Here is a 20,651-nt window from a genome sequence, read left to right as displayed (position 1 = left end):
TTTAACTTCTGTTTTGTGCCGATTTTACCCCAAGAAAAGGGGCAAGTGACACCCTTTAGGCTGGGTAACATCAGGCAGTTTGCAGCGCCTGCTGCTTTGTTACTCTTCAATGCCTAGTGCTTTCTTAACCGGCTTAAAACTTTTGCGGTGTTGCTCAATCACACCGTGCTTTTCGATGGCATGAAAATGCGCTTTGGTTGGGTAGCCTTTGTGCTGAGCAAAACCAAATTGTGGGTACTGTTTGTCCAGCTCTTCCATTTCTTGGTCACGTACGACCTTTGCAATAATGGAAGCAGCACTGATCTCCGCGACACGTAAATCGCCTTTGACCACCGCTTGACTGTCCATTGGTAAAGCTGGGCAACGGTTACCATCAATCAAGACCAAATCGGGCTGTATCCCAAGCCCTTCAACGGCGCGTTGCATCGCCACCATGGTGGCTTGCAAGATGTTCAACTGGTCGATTTCTTCTGGCGAACAGCGGCCAACCGCCCACGCTAGCGCTTTCTCTTGAATTTCTGGCAACAAGGCTAAGCGTTTCTTTTCGCTTAGCTTTTTAGAGTCATTCAACCCCTCAATAGGATTGTTCGGGTCTAAGATCACGGCAGCCGTGACGACATCCCCCACCAGCGGGCCTCGTCCCACTTCATCCACACCTGCAATGCAGTGATACCCCTGAGGGTATTCAAAAGGAGGTAATTCTTTGGTTTCTTTTGCTGCCATTTTCTATTTCTCAATCAACTTTAACACTGCATTTGCCGCTTGTTGGTCGGCATCTTTGCGGATCCAATGATGCATTTCCGCAAACTTATCCAACATAGTTTGGTTATCCGATGCCAGTAAGTTGGAGACTTCTGCAAACAAGTTTTCAGGTGTACACGCTTCTTGTAAGTACTCTTTAACCAACTCACTATCAGAGAGAATATTGGGCAACGATACATACTGAGTTTTTAACAATCGCTTGGCCAAAAACGCAGTGAAAGCATTCACTTTGTACCCCACCACCATTGGGCGCTTAAGTAACATGCATTCGAGCGCCACGGTACCCGAGGCCAGCATGACCGCATCTGAGGCGGTAATGACATTTCGCGCGGTATCATCCACCAGTTTGAAATCCAACTCTGGCGCGTACTCTTTCCACGCTTGTTCAAACTGCTCGCGACGTTTTTGGTTGACTAGCGCGACAACAAACCCCAGATCTGGGAATACCTGTTTGAGTTTCTTACATGTTTCAATGAATGGCTGTGATAGCATTTTCAGCTCACTACCACGGCTTCCTGGCAGCACTGCCAGCCATTGCTTATCTTGTTCCAACCCGAGCAACTCACGGGCTGGTGCTTTGTCTGATTCCAACGGAATAGCATCGGCGAGCGTATGGCCAATAAACTCACAAGGGACATTAAATTTGTCGTAAAACGCTTTTTCGAAGGGCAGAAATGCCAATACCAAATGGGTGGCTTTCGCGATTTTGAAAATGCGTTTTTGACGCCAAGCCCATACCGAAGGACTCACATAATGCACCGTTTTAATGCCGGCGTTTTTCAGATCTAACTCAAGGCGTAAGTTAAAGTCTGGCGCGTCTATACCGACAAATACATCAGGAGGATTTTCGGTAAAGTAACGCACCAGTTCCGCTTTCACTCTCAGTAAGCGAGGTAAGCGCCCCAAGACTTCCACCAGCCCCATCACCGCCAACTCTTCCATATCAAACAGCGACTGGCAGCCTTGAGCGATCATCTTTGGCCCACCGATACCAACAAATTCTGCATCAGGATGAACGGCTTTGATTGCTTTGATAAAGCCTTCACCTAGCGTATCACCAGAGAGCTCTCCAGCGACGATTCCAATACGCAATGGCTTGTTGCTCATGGTTTACTGACCTTTTTTGTTCCACGCTAAAAACACAAAAAGACCGCCATCAGAGACGGCGATCTTTTGTACAGTATGTCAAATCCGGACGATTAGCGAATAATGCCACGCTGTGATTTTTCCAAAAACTCCAAAAACAGCTTAACCGCTGGAAACGCTTCCGTCTCTTTCGCGATTTCTTCTTTTGCCGCTTCTAGGGTTAAACCACTGCGGTAAAGCGTTTTGTATGCACGGCGAATAGCAAGAATTTCTTTCTTCTCAAAGCCACGGCGCTTCAAACCTTCCACATTGATGCCAAACGGTGCGCAGTGATTACCTTGTGCCATCACATAAGGCGGCACATCTTGAACCACAATAGAACCGCCACCCAGCATACAGTGATCACCGATATGACAGAACTGGTGAATCGCAGACATACCACCGACAATCGCTTGGTTACCGACTTTGACGTGTCCAGCTAATGTTGCATTGTTAGCAAAAATACAGCGGTCGCCGATAACACAGTCGTGAGCAACGTGCGCATTGATCATAAACAAGTTATCACTACCAACGATGGTAATACCTTTGTCTTGTACGGTGCCACGGTGCATGGTGACACTTTCACGAATGGTGTTTCGATCGCCAATAATAAGCTGCGTATCCTCACCTGCAAATTTGAGGTCCTGACACGCTTCACCAATTGATGCAAACTGGAAAATGCGGTTTTCTTTACCAATTTTGGTTGGTCCTTTCACCACAACATGAGAAAGCAGTTCCGTGCCTTCGCCAATTTCAACTTTGCTATCCACATAGCAAAAAGGACCAATTTTAACGTTGGCACCTATCACAGCGCCTTCTTCTACCACCGCTGTTGGGTGGATTTGCGCAGTTGCATCAATCATATTAAAACTCTCTACGAGCACATTTCAGTTCAGCAGAACAAACAACGTCACCATCCACTTTCGCCACACCGGTGAAAGCGGCAATACCGCGACGCTCTTTAATGAATTCGACTTCGATGATAAGTTGGTCACCGGGTACAACTGGTTTACGGAACTTAGCACCATCAACGCTGGCGAAGTAATACAGCTCGTTCTCAGAAGGAGCACCAAACGATTTAAATGCCAATAAACCGGTTGCCTGAGCCATGGCTTCAAGAATCAGAACACCAGGGAAGACCGGAAGTTGCGGGAAATGACCTGTAAACTGAGGCTCGTTAACCGACACATTTTTAATCGCATGAAGATATTTTTCTTCTTGGAAATCTACGACACGGTCGATCAGCAAGAATGGGTAGCGATGAGGAAGTAGCTCTTGAATTTCAGAGATATTCATCGTTTTCTTTTCAGTAGTCAAAGTCTTATTCCTATATTAATTCTTGGAAATATAGCGCGTCATTATAGAAGAAAAAGACTCGCTGTTGGCGAGCCTTTTGCAAGAAATTGGAATTAATCTTCCTTTTTCTGCTCGACGATTTTCTCAATCGCCTTCAAACGCTTATTCATTTCTTCAATGCGATGGACGCGAGCTGCGGTTTTACGCCACTCTTTATTGGTTTGCAACGGAATACCTGAAGAATAGACACCTTTTTCTTCGATGCTGCGCATCACCATGCCCATACCAGTGATATTGACACCGTCAGCAATGGTAATGTGACCGTTGATCACCGATGCTCCACCAATCGCGCAATACTTACCAATGGTAGTACTGCCGGCGACTACTGTACCACCAGGCATCACGGTACCATATCCGATGTGCACGTTGTGTGCGATTTGCAGTTGGTTATCCAACACCACGTTATCTTCAATGATCGTATCATCAAGCGCACCGCGGTCGATGGTGGTACATGCTCCAATCTCCACACGGTTTCCGATACGCACGGAACCCAACTGTGGGATTTTAATCCACTCGCCACGGTCATTTGCATAACCAAAACCATCCGAACCAATCACGGTGCCCGCTTGGATTAAACAGTCCGCACCAATTTGAACTTGATGGTAGATGGTGACATTAGCCCACAACTTGGTATTTTGACCTATTGTGGCATTTTTACCGATAAAGCAACCCGCGCCGATGACGACGTTATCGCCAAGCGTCACTCCTGTTTCGATCACTGCATTTGCGCCGATAGAAACGTTCTCACCCAATACCGCGTCAGCAGCAATTACTGCCGACGACGCAATGCCATCCGCCGGTTTTGGTGTGGTGTCTAAGGCTTGCGCGACTTTAGCAAAAGCAACATAAGGGTCGTCGACCACAAGAACGTGACCAGAACAATGCTTACGTTGATCTGCCTTGAGCATCACAACCGTCGCCTTACACTCGGCTAAATGTACTGCGTATTTTGGATTAGAAAGAAACGTGACGTCTCCTTCACCCGCTTTATCCATTGGAGCCACACGCGAAACGCAAACCGTTTCATCTCCGTGCAACTCTCCCCCGGTAATTTTTGCTAATTCAGCTAATGTCAGTGTCATCATAAGAATAATTATTTAATTGATTTAATCACTTTCTCAGAGATATTGTACTCAGGCTTACCATATTGTAGTGCAGTGATGTCGATGACCATGTCGTAGCCTTCTTTCTCTGCAACCACTTTGACGGCATCTTGAATCACTTTAAACAGTTTTTGTTTCTCTTCCGCTTCGCGACGCGCGCTCGCTTGCTCTAGTGCTTGAGCTTTGATCTTGTACTTGCTGTCTAGCTGACCAATCTCGATGCGCAGTTTTTCAACCTCTTCTTGACCTAAAAGCTCGCCATCGCGTTTTAGCTTTTCGATCTTAGTCTTAGCTTCCGCCTGAATCGCTTGCAGTTCAGCGGCTTTGTCTTTGAACTCTTCCTGCATTTTCTGCAATACCACTTCACGCTGTGGCAATGCTTGGAAAACTTGCGCTGTGTTGATGTAAGCAACTTTCTGCGCAGCTTCAGCTGCTGTTGCAAACATAGAAGAACTTAGTACTAGAAGGCCAACACCAGCCGCTTTGATCATTTTGTTCAAAATCATTTCCTCTGTTTTAGAAGGTTCTGCCGATTGTGAAAGTGAAGAATTCTTCGTCGTCACCTTCGTAAATATTAATAGGTTTCGCTAACGAGAAGACCAAAGGCCCCATCGGCGACATCCATTGCAACGCCACACCGTAAGAAGAACGGTAATTGGTTGGATCGGAGTAATCGTAGTAGTACTGATTGCCGTAATCGGCACCGGATTTACGGTAGTCAAATTCCGTATCCCAAACGCTCGCCATATCATAGAAAATACTGGTACGGATTTGGCTACGCGCTTCATCAGACGCAAATGGGGTTGGAACGATCAACTCAATACTGGCCAGTGCAATGGCATTACCACCCACTGAATCATCCGTTGCGGTATCCGAACCGTTATTTGAACCACTGTAGTCACGATAAACCGCTTTCGGGCCTGCTGAGTTCGAACCGAAGCCACGTAAGGTGGTAAAACCGCCTGCGTAATAGTTTTCATAGAATGGGAACAAGTTGTCATTGCCATCCGTTTGACCATAACCATTACCGTAACCCAAGCGACCACGGAACAACAAAGTGAACTCATGTTTCTTCGTTAACGGAACATACTGTCTCACATCGTACTGCATTTTGAAGTACTGAACGTCAGAGCCAGGTACGGTCATCTTGTAAAATGCACGCTGATGGTTACCTGCGGTTGGGAAGTAACCACGGTTCAGGTTGTTACGCGTCCACGACAGTGTGACATCAAAGTCATTGGTGTTTAAAGCCCCATCAGAGTCAATATTCGACGCTTGTGCTTGTAGGAATTGTTCTACCTGTAAGTAAGGTGACAAGTTACCGATCTTGTTGTGGGTATAACCCACACCAATTTCGAAACGGTTCAACTCATCGAAGGGGAAGCCCCATGTCAAGTTGGCCCCATAACTTTCATTGGTATAGTCAACAATGCCCGCTTCAGATGCTTCAAACTCGTTGTAGAAGATCTTACCGCCTAAGCTCACACCATCGAGGTTCCAGTATGGGTCACGATAATCTAAGCTCACGTTCTTTTGGTAATCGTTCATCATCGCGCTGATACCAACGCGGTTTCCGCTACCCAAGAAGTTGTCTTGCTGCAAACCAACCTGGAAGCTCACGCCCGATTCAGTACCGTAACCAATACCAAAGTTCACGCTACCTGAGTTTGCTTCTTTTACGTTGTAAACAAGATCTACTTGGTCTTCGCTGCCCGGTACACGAACGGTTTGCACATCCACCGTTTCAAAGAAACCGAGACGATTCAAACGCGTTTTACCCGTTTCAATTGCTTTTGAGTTCAGCCAGCTACCTTCCATTTGACGCATTTCACGACGCAACACTTCATCACGTGTTGAGTTGTTACCGGTAAAGCGGATATCACGAACATAGATACGGTTACCAGCTTCAACGTGAACAACCAGTGAAACTTGTTTGTTCTCATCGTCAAATTCAGGAATCGTGCTCACTTTAGGGTAAGCGTAACCTGCTTCACCCAATACACGTTTGATGTTTTCTTCAAGCGTAGTGACGGCAGAACCGTTATACGTTTCACCCGCTTCGAAAGGCACGAGAGCCTTAAACTCTTCCTCTTTGCCAATCAGTTCACCGCGGAAGTTAACCTCTTTGACGCTATACGGTTCGCCCTCATCCAGCACGAGAGTGATATAAACACCCTTCTTGTCCGGTGAAATAGCCACTTGAGTCGATTCCACATTGAACTTTAAGTAACCTCGGTCAAGGTAGAAAGAGCGCAACGCTTCAATATCACCAGACAGTACTTGTTTCTGGTACTTCTCGTCAGCAAGGAAGTTCCACCAAGGCACATCCACGTTCAAGTTAAAACGAGAAAGTAGCTCCTCATCAGAGTAAACGGTATTGCCGATAAAGTTGATTTGCTGAATTTTGGCAGATACGCCTTCAGTGAAGACAAATTTTAAATCGGCACGATTACGTGGCAATGGCGTCACAACCGCTTTTACTGTTGCGTTGTATTTGCCCACGCTGTAATAGAAATCTTCGAGACCTTTCTCAATATTGCTGATGGTCGTTCGATCAAGCGCCTCGCCCTCACGGATACCTGAAGCATCAAGGTTCTGTTGAAGCTGTTCTTCTTTGATCGCTTTGTTACCAGAAAACGAAATACTCGCGATCGTTGGTCGCTCTTTCACTTGCACTATCAGCACATCGCCATCACGGAGAACTTTGACATCCTCAAAGTTACCTGATGCGTATAACGCCTTAATGATTGCCGATACGTCTTTTTGTTCAACCGTATCACCCACGCGGACGGGCATTTTAAGCAATGCAGCACCGAGTGCTACACGCTGTAGTCCTTCAATTTTAATGTCTTGTACAACAAAGTTTTGGGCTCCGTTTGCGGACACGCTGGTTGCCAATAATGTTGCGAACAGAATCTGCTTGATCGCCATAATTGTTTTAATTATTCCTTGCTACTGCTCTTTGTCTCTGAACCATCACAGACGAGTAAAATCATTAAATAATGCCAACGCCATCAGTGAAAAAATCACTGCACCGCCGATGCGGTATCCCATTTCCTGAATTTTCTCAGGCACTGGGCGTCGGATGACTGCCTCAATGGCAAAAAACAACAGATGTCCACCATCTAACATTGGAAGTGGCACTAAGTTAATTATCCCTAAGTTGATACTGATAAGGGCAAGAAAGCCAAGAAAGTAGACTAAACCATAGTCTGCTGTGGCACCTGCGCCTTTGGCAATAGAGATCGGCCCGCTTAGGTTATTTAAACCCACATCACCAGTTATCAGCTTCTTCAGCATGCTAATGGTCAGATCGATAACTTGCCCAGTTTTCTCAACGGCTTTGGCTACAGATTCGAATACACCAAATTGGAGATCGAAGCGATAACTTTCCGGCCATTCTGCGACTTCTGGAGCAATACCTGCAAAACCGATCACACTACCATCAGACAAAGAACGGCTGTCTGGTGTTAATGTGAGCACTTGCCTCTGCCCAGCACGCTCAACTTCAACGGACAACGATTTAGAAGGATTCGAACGAATCCACTCTACAACATCATCCCACTGTTCAATTGGTTGTTGATCGATGGACACTAATCGGTCACCGTTCACTAAGCCCGCTTTTTCTCCTGCGCCGCCCTGAGAAACATTGGCTAAACGCGTGAAAATTTCGGGTGAAAAAGGACGAAAACCGAGTGACAACATCGCTGACTCTTTTTCAGGGTCAAACTTCCAATTGGAAATATCCAACATCACCGTGCGTTCGGAGCCTATTTCCTCGGAAGGCGCTACCGTAACCGCCATCTGAGCATCACCAATATGAGAAATCAACTGCATGTTGACCGATTCCCAATCGGGAGTTTTGATACCTGAAATGGCTTTTAGTTCCATTCCGGTTTCAATTCCCGCTTCAGCGACAATAGAGTTTGAGGTCACAGAGCCAATCACAGGTTTGACGGCTGGTATACCGATGAGAAAGACCAACCAGTAGGCAAAAATCGCAAACAAGAAGTTAAATATCGGCCCTGCAGCTACGATGGAAGTACGCTTCCATAACGGTTTGCTATCAAAAGCATATTGACGGTCATCGTCATTGAGTTCATCAACGCGTCCATCCAGCATTTTGACGTAGCCCCCTAAAGGAATCACGGAAATACTGTACTCGGTGCCGTCTTGGCCGACCTTACTCCAAATGGATTTACCGAAGCCAATTGAAAACTTCTCTACTTTCACGCCACAGCGGCGTGCGACCCAAAAGTGGCCAAACTCGTGCACGGCCACCAAAATGCCCAGCGCAACGATAAAGGAGACTAGGTTCCACAAGATATCTGTCATTGTGCACGCTCTCTAACAACTTCATCGGCTAATGTTCTTGCCATTCTATCGAGCTCTAATAAGCTTTCCAAGCTATCTAGGCCGGATGCTAACGACTGTTTACATACTTGGTTTAAAACTGAGTCATTCACCCGAGCGATATCTGTAAATTTAATTTGGCGAGCAAGAAATGCCGCCACCGCCACTTCATTGGCTGCATTGAGCGTCGTTGTTGCATGCTGACCTAAGTAACACGCCTCAATCGCTAGTGCCAAACACGGGTAACGTTCGAAGTCAGGTTGTAGGAAAGTGAGTTCGCCAATTTGCGTGAAATCCAACGGTTTCACACCTGCTTTAACGCGTTCGGGGTAAGAGAGGGTTAACGCTATCGGCGTCGCCATATCTGGCTCGCCCATCTGAGCCAACACCGAGCCATCGAGATATTGCACCATCGAATGGATCACTGACTGGGGATGAATGATCACTTTAAGCTGATCTCTGCTGGCATTAAATAACCATTTGGCTTCGATATACTCTAAGCCTTTATTCATCATTGTCGCAGAATCAACCGAAATTTTTGGCCCCATCGACCAGTTAGGATGCGCAATCGCCTGCTCTGGTGTCACGGCTTCTAATTCGGCCACATCAGTGTAACGAAACGGCCCGCCAGACCCTGTCAATAAAATATGACTCACCCCTTGAGACGCTAAGTCACAGCGACCAAGGTTGCCCTGAACGGTTTGAGGTAAACATTGAAAAATGGCGTTATGTTCACTATCCACAGGCAACAACTGAGCGCCTGATTTTTCGACTTCATCAATAAACAGCTGCCCAGACATGACTAAGGCTTCTTTATTCGCCAGCAAAATTCGTTTGCCTGCTTTGACTGCCGCCATGGTAGGGACTAGACCTGCCGCGCCAACAATCGCGGCCATCACGCTGTCTACCTGCTCAAGCGTAGCGACATAGCAAAGTGCCTCTTGTCCGCCAAGAACTTGTGTGTTGGGAGCCAAGACGGCAAGCGCCATTTTAAGACGCAGCGCAGCTTCTTTATTGGCCATAACAGCGTATTCCGGCTGCCATCGTTGGCAAAGTTGCTGCATTTTCTCCACATTTGAATCTGCAGCCAAGGCAACCACAGAAAACTTATCTGGGTTTTGTTCAATGACTTTTAGAGTGCTTGCACCAATTGAGCCTGTTGCACCTAGAATCGTTAGCTTTTGCATAACTGTTGACCGAATAGAGAAACAAAAGGGGAAACGGCATCATCTCCCCTTATAAATATCAGAACAAGAAATAAAGAAGAGCAAAAATCGGAAATGCGGCAGTAAGGCTATCGATTCGGTCAAGGATACCGCCATGACCAGGAATGATATTACTGCTGTCTTTGATGCCCGACTCTCGCTTAAACATACTTTCGACAAGGTCTCCAAGCACCGAAATAACCACGGTGGCAAGCGTAATCAAAACCATGTGTAGTGGACTAGAGAATGGAATGTCAAACCAACCAGAGAAGAACCAACCAACAACAATGGCAGTAATTACACCACCAATAAGGCCTTCAATGGTTTTATTTGGACTCACTTTAGGTGCCATTTTACGCTTACCCAACGTTTTACCAGCGAAATAGGCACCGCTGTCTGCAGCCCAAACCAAGAGACACACAAACATCACCAGTTTTGCACCAAAATAAGGGGCACTTTCAATATCAACGGCGCGTAATAAAATCACGCTCCACATAAAAGGGATAAGGGTAAGCAAGCCAAAAAGGTGACGTAGAGATTTGTGACCTTGCCAACTCTGTGTGGATTTAGGATAAGTGATGGCCAAAGCACTGGCATAGAGCCACCAGATACTGCCTGCAGCTAGCATAAGATAGTGCGGCAGGCCAATTTGGTTCAGACTGGCAGAATCAGCTTCAATCCAGAAAAAACTGCCGATCGTCACAACAACCGCTGGCAGCATGGCTTTGATACGAGACTTTGCCTCAACAAATTGAGTCCACTCCCAAAAACCCAAAAAAGTCACGGCGGTCAGCGCTGCGATAAAAAGTGGTAGAGATAATTCAAAAATCCCCAGAATTACCAAAGGTGCAAGAATTAGTGCAGTAATTATTCTTTGTTTCAAACTCATTGATCCTTATTGAGCACTCATCAGGGCCTTGATTTGCTCGCCAGTACAACCAAAACGGCGCTCGCGATTTACAAACCATGTGATCGCCTCAATCAGGCTTTCTTCACCAAAATCAGGCCAAAATACGGGCGTAAAGTACATTTCAGCATAAGCCATTTGCCACAACATAAAATTACTAATGCGGCATTCTCCACTTGTGCGAATGAGCAGGTCCACTTCTGGCAGATCTGACATGGTCAGATGCTTAGCAATGTCGTTTTCCGTAATGCCCTCAGCCGACAACTCACCAAGTGCCACTTGCTGCGCCACTTTTTGTACGGCCTGAGTGATATCCCATTTGCCACCGTAGTTAGCAGCAACATTAATCACCATACCTGTGTTACTTGCTGTTAGCTCTTGTGCTTCTACAATCTTTTTTTGCAAACGTTCGCTAAAACGTGAGGTATCACCGATGATGCGTAAACGCAGGTTGTTCTTATGTAATTTCTTCACTTCGCTAGACAGTACGGTGATGAACAGTTCCATCAACAATCCGACTTCCTCTTCAGGACGACGCCAGTTTTCACTACTAAAAGCAAACAACGTAATGGCTTGGATATTCAGTTTCGATGCAGCTGCGATGGTTTTACGAACGGCGCTAACCCCTTTTTTATGTCCGAAGACGCGAGGTTGACCCTTAGATTTAGCCCAGCGACCATTGCCGTCCATAATAATGGCAATATGCTTAGGAAGAGATTCGGTGAAGAGTTGAGAATTTTGCATAAAGAGTTAACTGAGTTCCATCAGTTGGATAGAGTAACACAAAAAAACGCTGTGCTGCGAACACAGCGTTTTCCAACAGTGATGTGAATGGAAATATTAAACTTCCATCAACTCTTTTTCTTTTGCCGCAAGAACGTCGTCGATCTTCTTCACTGCAGCATCAGTAAGTTTTTGAATTTCGTCTTGCGCTTTACGATCTTCATCTTCTGAAATTTCTTTTTCTTTCAGTAGCGCTTTAAGATCGCTGTTTGCGTCGCGACGGATGTTACGAACTGCGACACGACCACCTTCAGCTTCACCACGAACGATTTTAACTAGGTCTTTACGACGTTCTTCTGTTAGCGGTGGAAGTGGAACGCGAATAACAGTGCCTGCAGACATTGGGTTTAGACCAAGGTCAGACATCATGATCGCTTTTTCAACTTTCTGAGTTAGCTCTTTATCAAAAACAGTGATAGCCAGTGTACGCGCATCTTCCGCAATTACGTTCGCCACTTGAGTTAACGGCGTTGCTGCGCCGTAGTAATCTACAGAGATACCAGACAGCAGACTTGGGTGCGCACGACCAGTACGAACTTTAGACAGGCTGTTTTTAAGCGCTTCAACACTTTTTTCCATGCGCTCTTGCGCGTCTTTTTTAATATCGTTAATCACGGTTTCACCTTAAAAATGTCGTCTTTCTACTAGAAAGCTTGTTCGGGGTTCGTTTACGCCATTGCTTTATCTGCAATGGCATATTAACAGCTTAGGCGGTAATTAGCGTACCTTCAGCTTCACCCATCACCACGCGGCGCAAAGCACCCGGCTTGTTCATATTAAATACGCGGATTGGCATTTTGTGGTCACGTGCCAATGTAAATGCTGCCAAATCCATCACTTTCAGTTCTTTTTCAAGAACATCGGTGTAAGAAAGCTTATCATACAGCTCTGCGTCTGGGTTGGCTACCGGGTCAGCAGTAAATACGCCATCCACTTTAGTCGCTTTTAGAACGACATCCGCTTCAATCTCAATACCACGTAGGCAAGCAGCAGAATCCGTAGTGAAGAATGGGTTGCCAGTACCTGCAGCAAAGATAACCACTCGACTTTGACGAAGTTCACGAATGGCGTCAGCCCAATTGTAGTCGTCGCATACACCCTTTAAAGGGATAGCTGACATCACACGAGCGTTAACGTAAGCACGGTGTAGCGCATCGCGCATCGCTAGGCCGTTCATCACCGTTGCCAGCATCCCCATGTGGTCACCCACAACACGGTTCATGCCTGCTTGCGCTAAACCAGCACCACGGAACAAGTTACCGCCACCGATAACCACACCGACTTGTACACCAAGTTCTACTAATTCTTTTACTTCCTGAGCCATACGGTCAAGTACAGTAGGATCAATACCAAAACCTTCTGAGCCTTGCAGAGCTTCGCCACTCAGTTTTAACAGAATACGTTGATACGCTGGTTTAGGGTTAGTCGTCATGGAGTACACCTTACAAAAGAGAGTTGTTGGTTAACAGTCATGAATTGAGATTAGGGAAGAGCGTGGTGAGGAATGACTTTCTCACTCTCATTTCGTCACTGGCTAATACAAAAGTCAGTGTTCAATCCCAATTCATCACGGCTAAAATTTACCGCTTATTCGTAAAAAGACCGCAGCCTTGGCTACGGTCTAATCTTTGCACAATCTCTAAGGATTAACCTTTTTGAGCCAGTGCAACTTCTTCTGCGAAGCTTAGGCCTTCAGCTTTCTCGATACCTTCACCAACTTCTAGGCGAACGAAAGTAACAACAGAAGCGCCACGCTCTTTAAGGATTTCAGCAACAGATTTCTTAGGTTCCATTACGAATGGTTGACCAGTCAGAGAAACTTCGCCAGTGAATTTCTTCATGCGGCCTTCAACCATTTTCTCTGCGATTTCTTTTGGCTTACCTTCGTTCATAGCGATTTCTACTTGAACTTCACGCTCTTTCGCTACAACGTCAGCTGGTACGTCTTCTGGGTTCACGTATTCTGGGCGAGAAGCCGCAACGTGCATTGCGATGTGTTTTAGAGTTTCAGCATCACCTTCACCAGCAACAACAACACCGATTTTCTCACCGTGACGGTAAGAAGCTAGCGCAGTACCTTCAACGAACTGAACGCGACGGATGTTGATGTTTTCACCGATCTTAGCAACTAGAGCAACACGCTCTTCTTCGAATTTAGCTTGTAGCTCTTCGATAGACGCTTTAGATGCCAATGCTTCAGCTGCAACTTTGCCAGCGAATGCAGTAAAGTTACCGTCTTTAGCAACGAAGTCAGTCTGACAGTTTACTTCAAGAAGAACTGCAACACCGTTTTCTTCTTTGATGAAGATTGCGCCTTCAGCTGCAACGTTACCAGCTTTCTTAGCTGCTTTCGCTGCGCCAGACTTACGCATGTTTTCAATTGCTAGTTCAACGTCGCCGTTAGTTTCAACAAGCGCCTTCTTACATTCCATCATACCTGCGCCAGTACGTTCGCGCAGTTCTTTTACTAGAGCAGCAGTAACAGCCATTCTCTATTCCTCAGTTAATTCTGGATACGGTAAAAATCAGGGGCCAGTATTTCGGCCCCTGATGCTAACTATAACTTAGTTTATGCGACAAACAGGTTGCACATGGACTAAGTGTGACACAGAGCCGCGATTATTCAGCTTCTACGAAACCGTCTTTCTCAGCTACAGCTGCAACGTCTTTGTTACGGCCTTCAGTTAGAGAAGATGCCGCAGCGTTCAGGTATAGTTGAACTGCGCGGATAGCGTCATCGTTACCTGGGATGATGTAATCAACGCCGTCTGGGTTAGAGTTTGTATCAACTACTGCGAATACTGGAATGCCCAGGTTGTTCGCTTCTTTGATAGCAATGTGCTCGTGATCAGCATCGATTACGAATAGAGCGTCTGGAAGACCACCCATATCTTTGATACCACCAAGAGACTTCTCTAGCTTCTCCATTTCGCGAGTGCGCATTAGAGCTTCTTTCTTAGTAAGCTTGTCGAAAGTACCGTCAGTAGACTGAACTTCAAGCTCTTTTAGACGTTTGATTGACTGACGAACAGTTTTGTAGTTAGTCAGCATACCACCCAACCAACGGTTGTTTACGTAGTACTGGTTGCTTGCGATTGCAGCTTCTTTAACAGCTTCAGATGCAGCGCGCTTAGTACCTACGAAAAGAACTTTACCTTTTTTCTCGCCAACTTTAACTAGCTCAGCTAGAGCTTCGTTGAACATTGGTACAGTTTTTTCTAGGTTGATGATGTGAACGCGGTTACGAGCGCCAAAGATGAATGGCTTCATTTTTGGGTTCCAGTAACGAGTTTGGTGACCGAAGTGTACACCCGCTTTCAGCATATCGCGCATTGATACAGTTGCCATTTTAAAATCCTCTATGGGGTTAGGCCTCCACATCCCCCATGTATCCGACCCTAGCCTAATCGCTGGGCACCCCGGAACATGTGTCGGAATGTGTGTGATTTAAAGAAAAAGTGTTTTTGGAAGAAGCCTGCTTCGCCATTAAGTTTCTCTTAACGAAGAGAACAGTCCTCATTTCCGGCGCGCTTTATACCATATTTTGCCCATTGAAGGCAAAAAAAAATGCATTTAGCCATGAAGCCAAACGAATGCAACCCATAAAAAATAGCCCTGGATAGGCTCTCGTTTTTCAGACAAATACACATTCTCATTTCTTCCTGTTAGAATGCCGCATCAGCACACTCTGATGTGCCCCCGAATTAAGTAGAGAAAGCCAATGTCAATTAAGATTAAAACTACTCAGCAAATTGAGCGCATGAGAATTGCCGGTAAACTGGCCGCAGAAATCCTGGAAATGATTGAGCCATACATCAAGGAAGGGGTGACAACGGATGAACTGAATCAGATTTGTCACGATTACGCTCTAGAAAAAGGTGCTTACTCTGCGCCATTGGATTACCACGGTTTTCCTAAATCGATTTGCACGTCAATCAACCACATTGTTTGTCACGGCATTCCAGCATCAAAAGATGAAATCGGCAGCAACGGCCAAATGAAACCTGCGATTTTGAAAAATGGCGACATCGTTAACGTTGATATCACGGTGATCATTCCTGATGACGAGAAAGCCGATCTCTCGCTTCGTCCTCAAGGTTTCCACGGTGATACATCAAAAATGTTCCTCGTTGGCGATGTTTCTCCAGCCAACAAACGCCTATGCATGGTGGCACAAGAAGCCCTGTACATTGGTATGCGTCAAGTCAAACCGGGTGCGACCGTGGGTGATATTGGTACCGCGATCGAGAAATACATCAAAGACAATAATAAAAACAACCCACGCAATAAGTTCTCTATTGTGAAAGATTTCTGTGGTCACGGCATTGGTGATGAGTTCCACGAAGAACCTCAAGTCGTTCATTACCGCAATAGCGATCGTCGTGTGTTAAAAGAAGGCATGTGTTTTACTATCGAGCCGATGATCAATGCAGGTAAATTCGGTTGTACTGTCGATGCTGAAGATGATTGGACGGTTTACACTGGTGACGGTAAAAATTCAGCACAGTGGGAACACACGATTCTCGTCACTAAAGACGGTTGTGAAGTGCTCACTCTGCGCAGTGAAGAATCCATCCCTCGCCTTATGAAGAATATCTAATCCCATCGGATCATTTCGTTTTTCTATCCCCGCCTATGCGGGGATATTTTTTATCAGTCGCAACTCTGTTACATTCTTTAGCAGATAACGATTGCACGGATAGCAAACTATGGCTTTTCAATCTCCACTCACCTTCAATGACGAACAACTGACGGTTGCCCAACTTAAATCACAGCTCGATCTTTTTGCCAATGAGCAGAAACAAGCGTTTCTTAACCATCATCCGGTGACAGACTTAGTGCTCTCACGCGCGGAATACATGGATCTGCTATTGACCCGTCTTTGGCGCTACTACGGGTTTAGCGAAATTCACAATATTTCCTTGGTCGCGGTAGGGGGATATGGCCGAGGTGAGCTTCACCCGCTATCCGACATCGATATACTGGTGCTCTCTAAACACAAACTACCCAGCGAGTTAGAGGCCAAACTGAGCGAGTTCATCACTTTACTTTGGGATTTGCGCTTAGAAGTGGGTCATGCTGTCCGTACGGTTGAAGAGTGCGCAGCAATAGGCCGCGAAGATTTGACCGTCGCCACTAACCTGCAGGAAGCTCGATTGTTGTGCGGCAGTGAAAACACCTTCCAAGATTTGAAAAAAGTGGTGCTCTCTGACTCCTTCTGGCCCAGTGAGACCTTCTACCGTGCCAAGATTCAAGAGCAGCGCGAGCGCCATGCTCGTTATCACGATACCACTTACAATTTGGAGCCCGACATAAAATCGACACCGGGTGGATTACGCGACATTCATACCTTAAGTTGGGTAGCGCGTCGTCATTTTGGTGCCACTTCGCTGCTTGAAATGAGCCGCTATGGTTTTCTGACCGATGCCGAGTATCGCGAACTGGTTGAATGCCAAGATTTTCTATGGCGAGTGCGTTTTGCGCTACACATCGAGCTAAAACGTTATGACAATCGATTGACCTTCGCCCATCAAATACAGGTCGCTGAACATTTGGGCTTTAAAGGTGAAGGAAACCGCGGCATTGAAATGATGATGAAGGAGTTCTACCGCACACTACGCCGTGTTGCGGAGCTCAATAAGATGCTGCTCAAGCTGTTTGACCAAGCCATCATTAACGGCGGGGAAACCGAGCCTGCGATCATCATCAATGAAGATTTTCAACGCCGAGGCCGTTTAATCGAGGCGCGTAAACCGGCATTGTTCCAAGCACGTCCAGAAACCATTCTTGATATGTTTTTGCACATCGCCAACGATTCCACCATCGACAGTGTCAGCCCGCCAACGCTACGCCAATTGCGCACCGCTCGCCGCCGTTTGAACAAATTTCTTCATACCATTCCGGAAGCGCGTGAAAAATTTATGGAGCTGGTTCGTCACCCGAATGCACTTCATCGAGCCTTTAGCTTAATGCATAAGCTTGGGGTACTCGCCGCTTATTTGCCTCAATGGAGTCAGATTGTCGGGCAGATGCAGTTTGACCTTTTCCACGTCTATACCGTGGATGAACATAGTGTGCGACTGCTCAATCACATTAACACCTTTAGTTATGCGAAGAATCACGACAAACACCCCATCTGTTGTGAGCTTTATCCAAGGCTGCAAAAGAAAGAGTTATTGATTCTTGCCGCGATTTTTCATGACATCGGCAAAGGACGTGGCGGCGATCACTCAGAAATTGGCGAGAAGGAAGCGTACGATTTCTGTATTGAACACGGTCTTTCCAAGCCCGAAGCCAAACTGGTTTCTTGGCTGGTGCGACACCATCTGCTGATGTCGGTCACGGCTCAGCGTCGCGACATTTATGACCCCGAGGTGATCACTGAGTTTGCCAAACAAGTACGCGATGAAGAACGTTTGGAATACTTGGTTTGCCTAACCGTCGCAGACATTTGTGCCACCAACCCAGAGCTTTGGAACAGTTGGAAACGCACCTTGCTAGCGGAGCTGTTTTATTCCACCCAAAGAGCCTTACGACGTGGATTAGAAAATCCAGTCGACGTGCGTGAGCGTATTCGTCACAACCAACAACTCGCTTCGGCTTTGCTGCGTAAAGAAGGCTTTACCGCGCGTGAAATCGAAGTATTGTGGCAACGTTTCAAAGCGGATTATTTCCTGCGCCACACTCATAAACAGATCGCCTGGCATTGCGAACATATTCTGCGTATGGACAACCCTGAGCAGCCTTTAGTGCTCATGAGTAAAAAGGCCACTCGTGGCGGCACCGAGGTTTTTGTCTACACCAAAGATCAACATGCGCTCTTTGCCACCGTGGTGGCAGAGCTAGACCGTCGTAATTTTAACGTGCATGACGCACAGATCATGAGCAGCAAAGACGGTTACGTACTGGATACCTTTATGGTACTCGACCAACACGGCCAAGCAATCGACGTCGACAATCACAAAGCGGTCATCAAGCATCTGATGCACGTGCTAACTGATGGTCGCCCCACCAAAGTGAAAACCCGTCGCACGCCTTATAAGTTGCAACATTTCAAAGTGAAAACCAAAGTGGATTTCCTACCCACGAAGAGTAAAAAACGCACCTTGATGGAACTGGTGGCGCTCGATACTCCAGGGCTACTTGCGATTACAGGCGCGACCTTCGCTGATATGGGATTCAACTTACATGGGGCAAAAATCACCACGATAGGTGAACGAGCGGAAGACTTATTTATTCTGACGAGTGAGAATGGCGGACGACTCAGCGAAGAGCAAGAAGTCCAGTTACGCGAAAAACTGATTCACAACATCGCCGAACTCGCCCCTTAAGCTCATCATAAAATTCTGCTTTTGATAAATCCCTCAGCATGCTCTGCTGAGGGATTTTTGCACCAAGGATACCGAGCGCGATCTCGTGCACAACTTAGTCAATTGGTCGGATTATCAGCTATCTACCACATGATTTGACTGCTACATTGAATCTTAACAGTCATACCTAAATAGAGGTCGCTTATGTATCCACACCTCACTGGACTGGGTATTCATGATCCTAGCCAGATTGAACGCTACTCGCTCCGTCAGGAAGCACACAAAGACGTATTAAAAATCTATTTCCACAAGCAAAAAGGCGAGTTTTTTGCCAAAAGCGTGAAATTCAAGTATCCACGACAAGTCAAAAATGTCCTGGTTGATAGCGGTAGTCATCAATATAAAGAAGTCACGGAAATTAATCGCAACCTCACCTTAGTCATTGATGAGCTCAATAAAATCACCAAGCCCCCCAAACAAGAAGATGTGGATATCAAACAAAAGATCCTCACCGATCTGAAGCATCTTGAGAAAGTGGTGGCGAGCAAAATTGCCGAAATTGAAGCGGATCTCGAAAAACTCAAATAAGCGAAGCTCGCCTCATTGGTTTAAAACTGCATAAATGACAAAGGGTTGATAGGACATCAACCCTTTTTACTGTGCTCACCCAATATGAATGCGTTAGTGGCTTGCGGTAAGCAAGGTGCTCGGCCACTCAAAACGTTCAAACAGCTGTTGCCAAACTTTATCGACCTCTGCTCGAATCACCACTTCTTGCTGCGTATACGGATGGACAAATCTGAGTTCAGAGGCGTGCAGCAGCAATCTCGGCGCGTCAAACTCTTCACGGAACAGCTTATTGTGTTTGCCGTCACCATGGGTGGTATCCCCCACGATCGGATGACGAAGATGCGCCATATGGCGACGAAGTTGATGCTTACGACCAGTTTTCGGCTTGAGCTCCATTAACCCATAGCGGGTCGTTGGGAATTTGCCCGTTGAATAAGGGACTTCCACTTTGGCAAGCGGTTTGTAGAACGTAATCGCGTCTTGTGCTTCCTTTTCTTGCGAAGCAAACTTGTCCGCAATCTTGTCCAGTTCGACCTTCAACGCGTAGTCTAGCTCTCCTTCTTCCTCTATCCAGCCGCGCACAATCGCATGGTAGGTTTTGCTCATCTCCTGTCCGGCAAACATGGGCATAACCTGAGATGCAACTTCAGAGGACAGTGCAAAAACCAGCACCCCAGAGGTTGGACGATCCAGGCGATGAAGCGGAAAAACATGCTGACCAATTTGATCGCGCAATGTTTGCATTACAAATTGCGTTTCATGTTTATCCAGCCAACTGCGATGCACAAGCATGCCCGCCGGTTTATTCACGGCCACAAAATAGTCATCCTGATACACAATCTCCAGCATTACTGGCTTACCTCATCAATCGTACGCAAAACACTCAACAACGTTTGTGTATCACGCTGTTCTTTCCAAGCTTCTTCAAAATAAGGGGTGAGCAGAAACCCCTTAGGCAGTGACGCCCCTTGTGCCATCATCTGCTGCATGCGAGCGATGAAGATCCACTGCAACCATTGTTGCGGCGATAACGTGTCGACTGCAAAAGGCATTTCGCTTTGCAACAAGGCAGGCTCTGGGGGTATTTCATCCCACCAGCCAAAACGTTTCAGCTCCAACTCAAGTTGTCGCAATAATCCCGTCAAAGTTGAGGTGTTTGTCATTAATCTTTACATTC

At 46.4% G+C, this 20,651-nt stretch carries 20 protein-coding genes; 3 read left to right on the top strand and 17 right to left on the bottom strand.

The genetic code is table 11. The annotated features are described in order from the left end of the window. Window positions 1-99: 99 nt before the first annotated feature. The 15 genes from rnhB to rpsB form a co-directional block, all read right to left on the bottom strand. On the bottom strand, window positions 100-723 hold the full coding sequence (gene rnhB, locus CIK04_RS18215) for a ribonuclease HII (RefSeq protein WP_097352151.1): 624 nt from the start codon (window positions 721-723) through the stop codon (window positions 100-102). 3 nt (window positions 724-726) lie between these two features. After that, complete coding sequence (gene lpxB, locus CIK04_RS18210; RefSeq protein WP_058667152.1) at window positions 727-1,869, bottom strand: lipid-A-disaccharide synthase; 1,143 nt, start codon at window positions 1,867-1,869, stop codon at window positions 727-729. Between the two features lie 92 nt (window positions 1,870-1,961). Beyond that, window positions 1,962-2,750 carry an acyl-ACP--UDP-N-acetylglucosamine O-acyltransferase gene (gene lpxA, locus CIK04_RS18205; protein ID WP_013571268.1) on the bottom strand — a complete coding sequence of 263 codons (789 nt, stop codon included), beginning with the start codon at window positions 2,748-2,750 and terminating at the stop codon, window positions 1,962-1,964. A 1-nt stretch (window position 2,751) separates the two neighbouring features. Continuing rightward, window positions 2,752-3,204: a 3-hydroxyacyl-ACP dehydratase FabZ gene (gene fabZ / locus CIK04_RS18200; protein ID WP_011079773.1), complete on the bottom strand. Its 453-nt coding sequence runs from the start codon at window positions 3,202-3,204 to the stop codon at window positions 2,752-2,754. Window positions 3,205-3,296: 92 nt separating this feature from the next. Then, window positions 3,297-4,328, bottom strand: coding sequence for a UDP-3-O-(3-hydroxymyristoyl)glucosamine N-acyltransferase (gene lpxD / locus CIK04_RS18195; protein WP_013571266.1), 1,032 nt, complete (start codon window positions 4,326-4,328; stop codon window positions 3,297-3,299). Between the two features lie 8 nt (window positions 4,329-4,336). After that, on the bottom strand, window positions 4,337-4,846 hold the full coding sequence (locus tag CIK04_RS18190) for an OmpH family outer membrane protein (RefSeq protein WP_013571265.1): 510 nt from the start codon (window positions 4,844-4,846) through the stop codon (window positions 4,337-4,339). Window positions 4,847-4,862: 16 nt separating this feature from the next. Next, complete coding sequence (bamA, locus tag CIK04_RS18185) at window positions 4,863-7,277, bottom strand: outer membrane protein assembly factor BamA (protein ID WP_097352150.1); 2,415 nt, start codon at window positions 7,275-7,277, stop codon at window positions 4,863-4,865. Between the two features lie 45 nt (window positions 7,278-7,322). Next, the gene (gene rseP / locus CIK04_RS18180) at window positions 7,323-8,681 is read right to left on the bottom strand and encodes a sigma E protease regulator RseP (RefSeq protein WP_094867497.1); all 1,359 of its coding nucleotides are present in this window, start codon (window positions 8,679-8,681) and stop codon (window positions 7,323-7,325) included. Further along, window positions 8,678-9,886 carry a 1-deoxy-D-xylulose-5-phosphate reductoisomerase gene (gene ispC, locus CIK04_RS18175; RefSeq protein WP_039469590.1) on the bottom strand — a complete coding sequence of 403 codons (1,209 nt, stop codon included), beginning with the start codon at window positions 9,884-9,886 and terminating at the stop codon, window positions 8,678-8,680. The genes rseP and ispC overlap by 4 nt, the downstream gene beginning before the upstream one ends. Before the next feature lie 58 nt (window positions 9,887-9,944). Continuing rightward, window positions 9,945-10,787 (bottom strand): phosphatidate cytidylyltransferase, encoded by an 843-nt coding sequence (locus CIK04_RS18170; RefSeq protein WP_026050194.1) that lies wholly within the window; start codon window positions 10,785-10,787, stop codon window positions 9,945-9,947. A 12-nt stretch (window positions 10,788-10,799) separates the two neighbouring features. Next, window positions 10,800-11,555, bottom strand: coding sequence for an isoprenyl transferase (locus tag CIK04_RS18165; RefSeq protein WP_017419566.1), 756 nt, complete (start codon window positions 11,553-11,555; stop codon window positions 10,800-10,802). Between the two features lie 96 nt (window positions 11,556-11,651). Beyond that, window positions 11,652-12,209: a ribosome recycling factor gene (gene frr / locus CIK04_RS18160; RefSeq protein WP_011150962.1), complete on the bottom strand. Its 558-nt coding sequence runs from the start codon at window positions 12,207-12,209 to the stop codon at window positions 11,652-11,654. A gap of 91 nt (window positions 12,210-12,300) precedes the next feature. Beyond that, complete coding sequence (gene pyrH, locus CIK04_RS18155; protein WP_026050195.1) at window positions 12,301-13,026, bottom strand: UMP kinase; 726 nt, start codon at window positions 13,024-13,026, stop codon at window positions 12,301-12,303. 214 nt (window positions 13,027-13,240) lie between these two features. Beyond that, a complete protein-coding gene (gene tsf / locus CIK04_RS18150; protein ID WP_011079763.1) occupies window positions 13,241-14,083 on the bottom strand; it encodes a translation elongation factor Ts in 843 nt (280 codons plus the stop codon). A gap of 130 nt (window positions 14,084-14,213) precedes the next feature. Further along, window positions 14,214-14,942, bottom strand: a complete 729-nt coding sequence (gene rpsB, locus CIK04_RS18145) for a 30S ribosomal protein S2 (RefSeq protein WP_011079762.1) — start codon at window positions 14,940-14,942, stop codon at window positions 14,214-14,216. Window positions 14,943-15,315: 373 nt separating this feature from the next. Between rpsB and map the strand changes: the two genes are divergently transcribed. The 3 genes from map (at window position 15,316) to CIK04_RS18130 (ending at window position 19,492) form a co-directional block, all read left to right on the top strand. Continuing rightward, window positions 15,316-16,194, top strand: a complete 879-nt coding sequence (map, locus tag CIK04_RS18140) for a type I methionyl aminopeptidase (protein WP_017419568.1) — start codon at window positions 15,316-15,318, stop codon at window positions 16,192-16,194. A 109-nt stretch (window positions 16,195-16,303) separates the two neighbouring features. Beyond that, a complete protein-coding gene (gene glnD, locus CIK04_RS18135; protein ID WP_097352149.1) occupies window positions 16,304-18,925 on the top strand; it encodes a bifunctional uridylyltransferase/uridylyl-removing protein GlnD in 2,622 nt (873 codons plus the stop codon). A gap of 183 nt (window positions 18,926-19,108) precedes the next feature. Further along, window positions 19,109-19,492: a DUF3461 family protein gene (locus CIK04_RS18130; protein WP_011079759.1), complete on the top strand. Its 384-nt coding sequence runs from the start codon at window positions 19,109-19,111 to the stop codon at window positions 19,490-19,492. A 93-nt stretch (window positions 19,493-19,585) separates the two neighbouring features. Here the strand turns inward: CIK04_RS18130 and truC are convergent, their stop codons facing one another. Both truC and CIK04_RS18120 read right to left on the bottom strand, forming a co-directional pair. Continuing rightward, on the bottom strand, window positions 19,586-20,323 hold the full coding sequence (gene truC / locus CIK04_RS18125) for a tRNA pseudouridine(65) synthase TruC (RefSeq protein WP_097352148.1): 738 nt from the start codon (window positions 20,321-20,323) through the stop codon (window positions 19,586-19,588). Further along, window positions 20,323-20,637, bottom strand: a complete 315-nt coding sequence (locus CIK04_RS18120; protein WP_097352147.1) for a YqcC family protein — start codon at window positions 20,635-20,637, stop codon at window positions 20,323-20,325. Before CIK04_RS18120 ends, truC begins: the two co-directional genes overlap by 1 nt. Window positions 20,638-20,651 lie beyond the last annotated feature (14 nt).

The sequence above is a fragment of the Vibrio sp. 03_296 genome (assembly GCF_002265885.1).
Note: the sequence above shows the minus strand (reverse complement) of the source record. Positions and strands in the feature narration are given on the sequence as shown.

Excerpts from the sequence above, each read along its gene's own strand:
- ispC (WP_039469590.1), bottom strand. The coding sequence starts at position 9,886 with ATGCAAAAGCTAACGATTCTAGGTGCAACAGGCTCAATTGGTGCAAGC.
- CIK04_RS18120 (WP_097352147.1), bottom strand. The coding sequence starts at position 20,637 with ATGACAAACACCTCAACTTTGACGGGATTATTGCGACAACTTGAGTTG.
- map (WP_017419568.1), top strand. The coding sequence starts at position 15,316 with ATGTCAATTAAGATTAAAACTACTCAGCAAATTGAGCGCATGAGAATT.
- glnD (WP_097352149.1), top strand. The coding sequence starts at position 16,304 with ATGGCTTTTCAATCTCCACTCACCTTCAATGACGAACAACTGACGGTT.
- lpxB (WP_058667152.1), bottom strand. The coding sequence starts at position 1,869 with ATGAGCAACAAGCCATTGCGTATTGGAATCGTCGCTGGAGAGCTCTCT.
- rseP (WP_094867497.1), bottom strand. The coding sequence starts at position 8,681 with ATGACAGATATCTTGTGGAACCTAGTCTCCTTTATCGTTGCGCTGGGC.
- lpxA (WP_013571268.1), bottom strand. The coding sequence starts at position 2,750 with ATGATTGATGCAACTGCGCAAATCCACCCAACAGCGGTGGTAGAAGAA.
- CIK04_RS18165 (WP_017419566.1), bottom strand. The coding sequence starts at position 11,555 with ATGCAAAATTCTCAACTCTTCACCGAATCTCTTCCTAAGCATATTGCC.
- rpsB (WP_011079762.1), bottom strand. The coding sequence starts at position 14,942 with ATGGCAACTGTATCAATGCGCGATATGCTGAAAGCGGGTGTACACTTC.
- tsf (WP_011079763.1), bottom strand. The coding sequence starts at position 14,083 with ATGGCTGTTACTGCTGCTCTAGTAAAAGAACTGCGCGAACGTACTGGC.
- rnhB (WP_097352151.1), bottom strand. The coding sequence starts at position 723 with ATGGCAGCAAAAGAAACCAAAGAATTACCTCCTTTTGAATACCCTCAG.
- truC (WP_097352148.1), bottom strand. The coding sequence starts at position 20,323 with ATGCTGGAGATTGTGTATCAGGATGACTATTTTGTGGCCGTGAATAAA.
- CIK04_RS18130 (WP_011079759.1), top strand. The coding sequence starts at position 19,109 with ATGTATCCACACCTCACTGGACTGGGTATTCATGATCCTAGCCAGATT.
- lpxD (WP_013571266.1), bottom strand. The coding sequence starts at position 4,328 with ATGATGACACTGACATTAGCTGAATTAGCAAAAATTACCGGGGGAGAG.
- bamA (WP_097352150.1), bottom strand. The coding sequence starts at position 7,277 with ATGGCGATCAAGCAGATTCTGTTCGCAACATTATTGGCAACCAGCGTG.
- pyrH (WP_026050195.1), bottom strand. The coding sequence starts at position 13,026 with ATGACGACTAACCCTAAACCAGCGTATCAACGTATTCTGTTAAAACTG.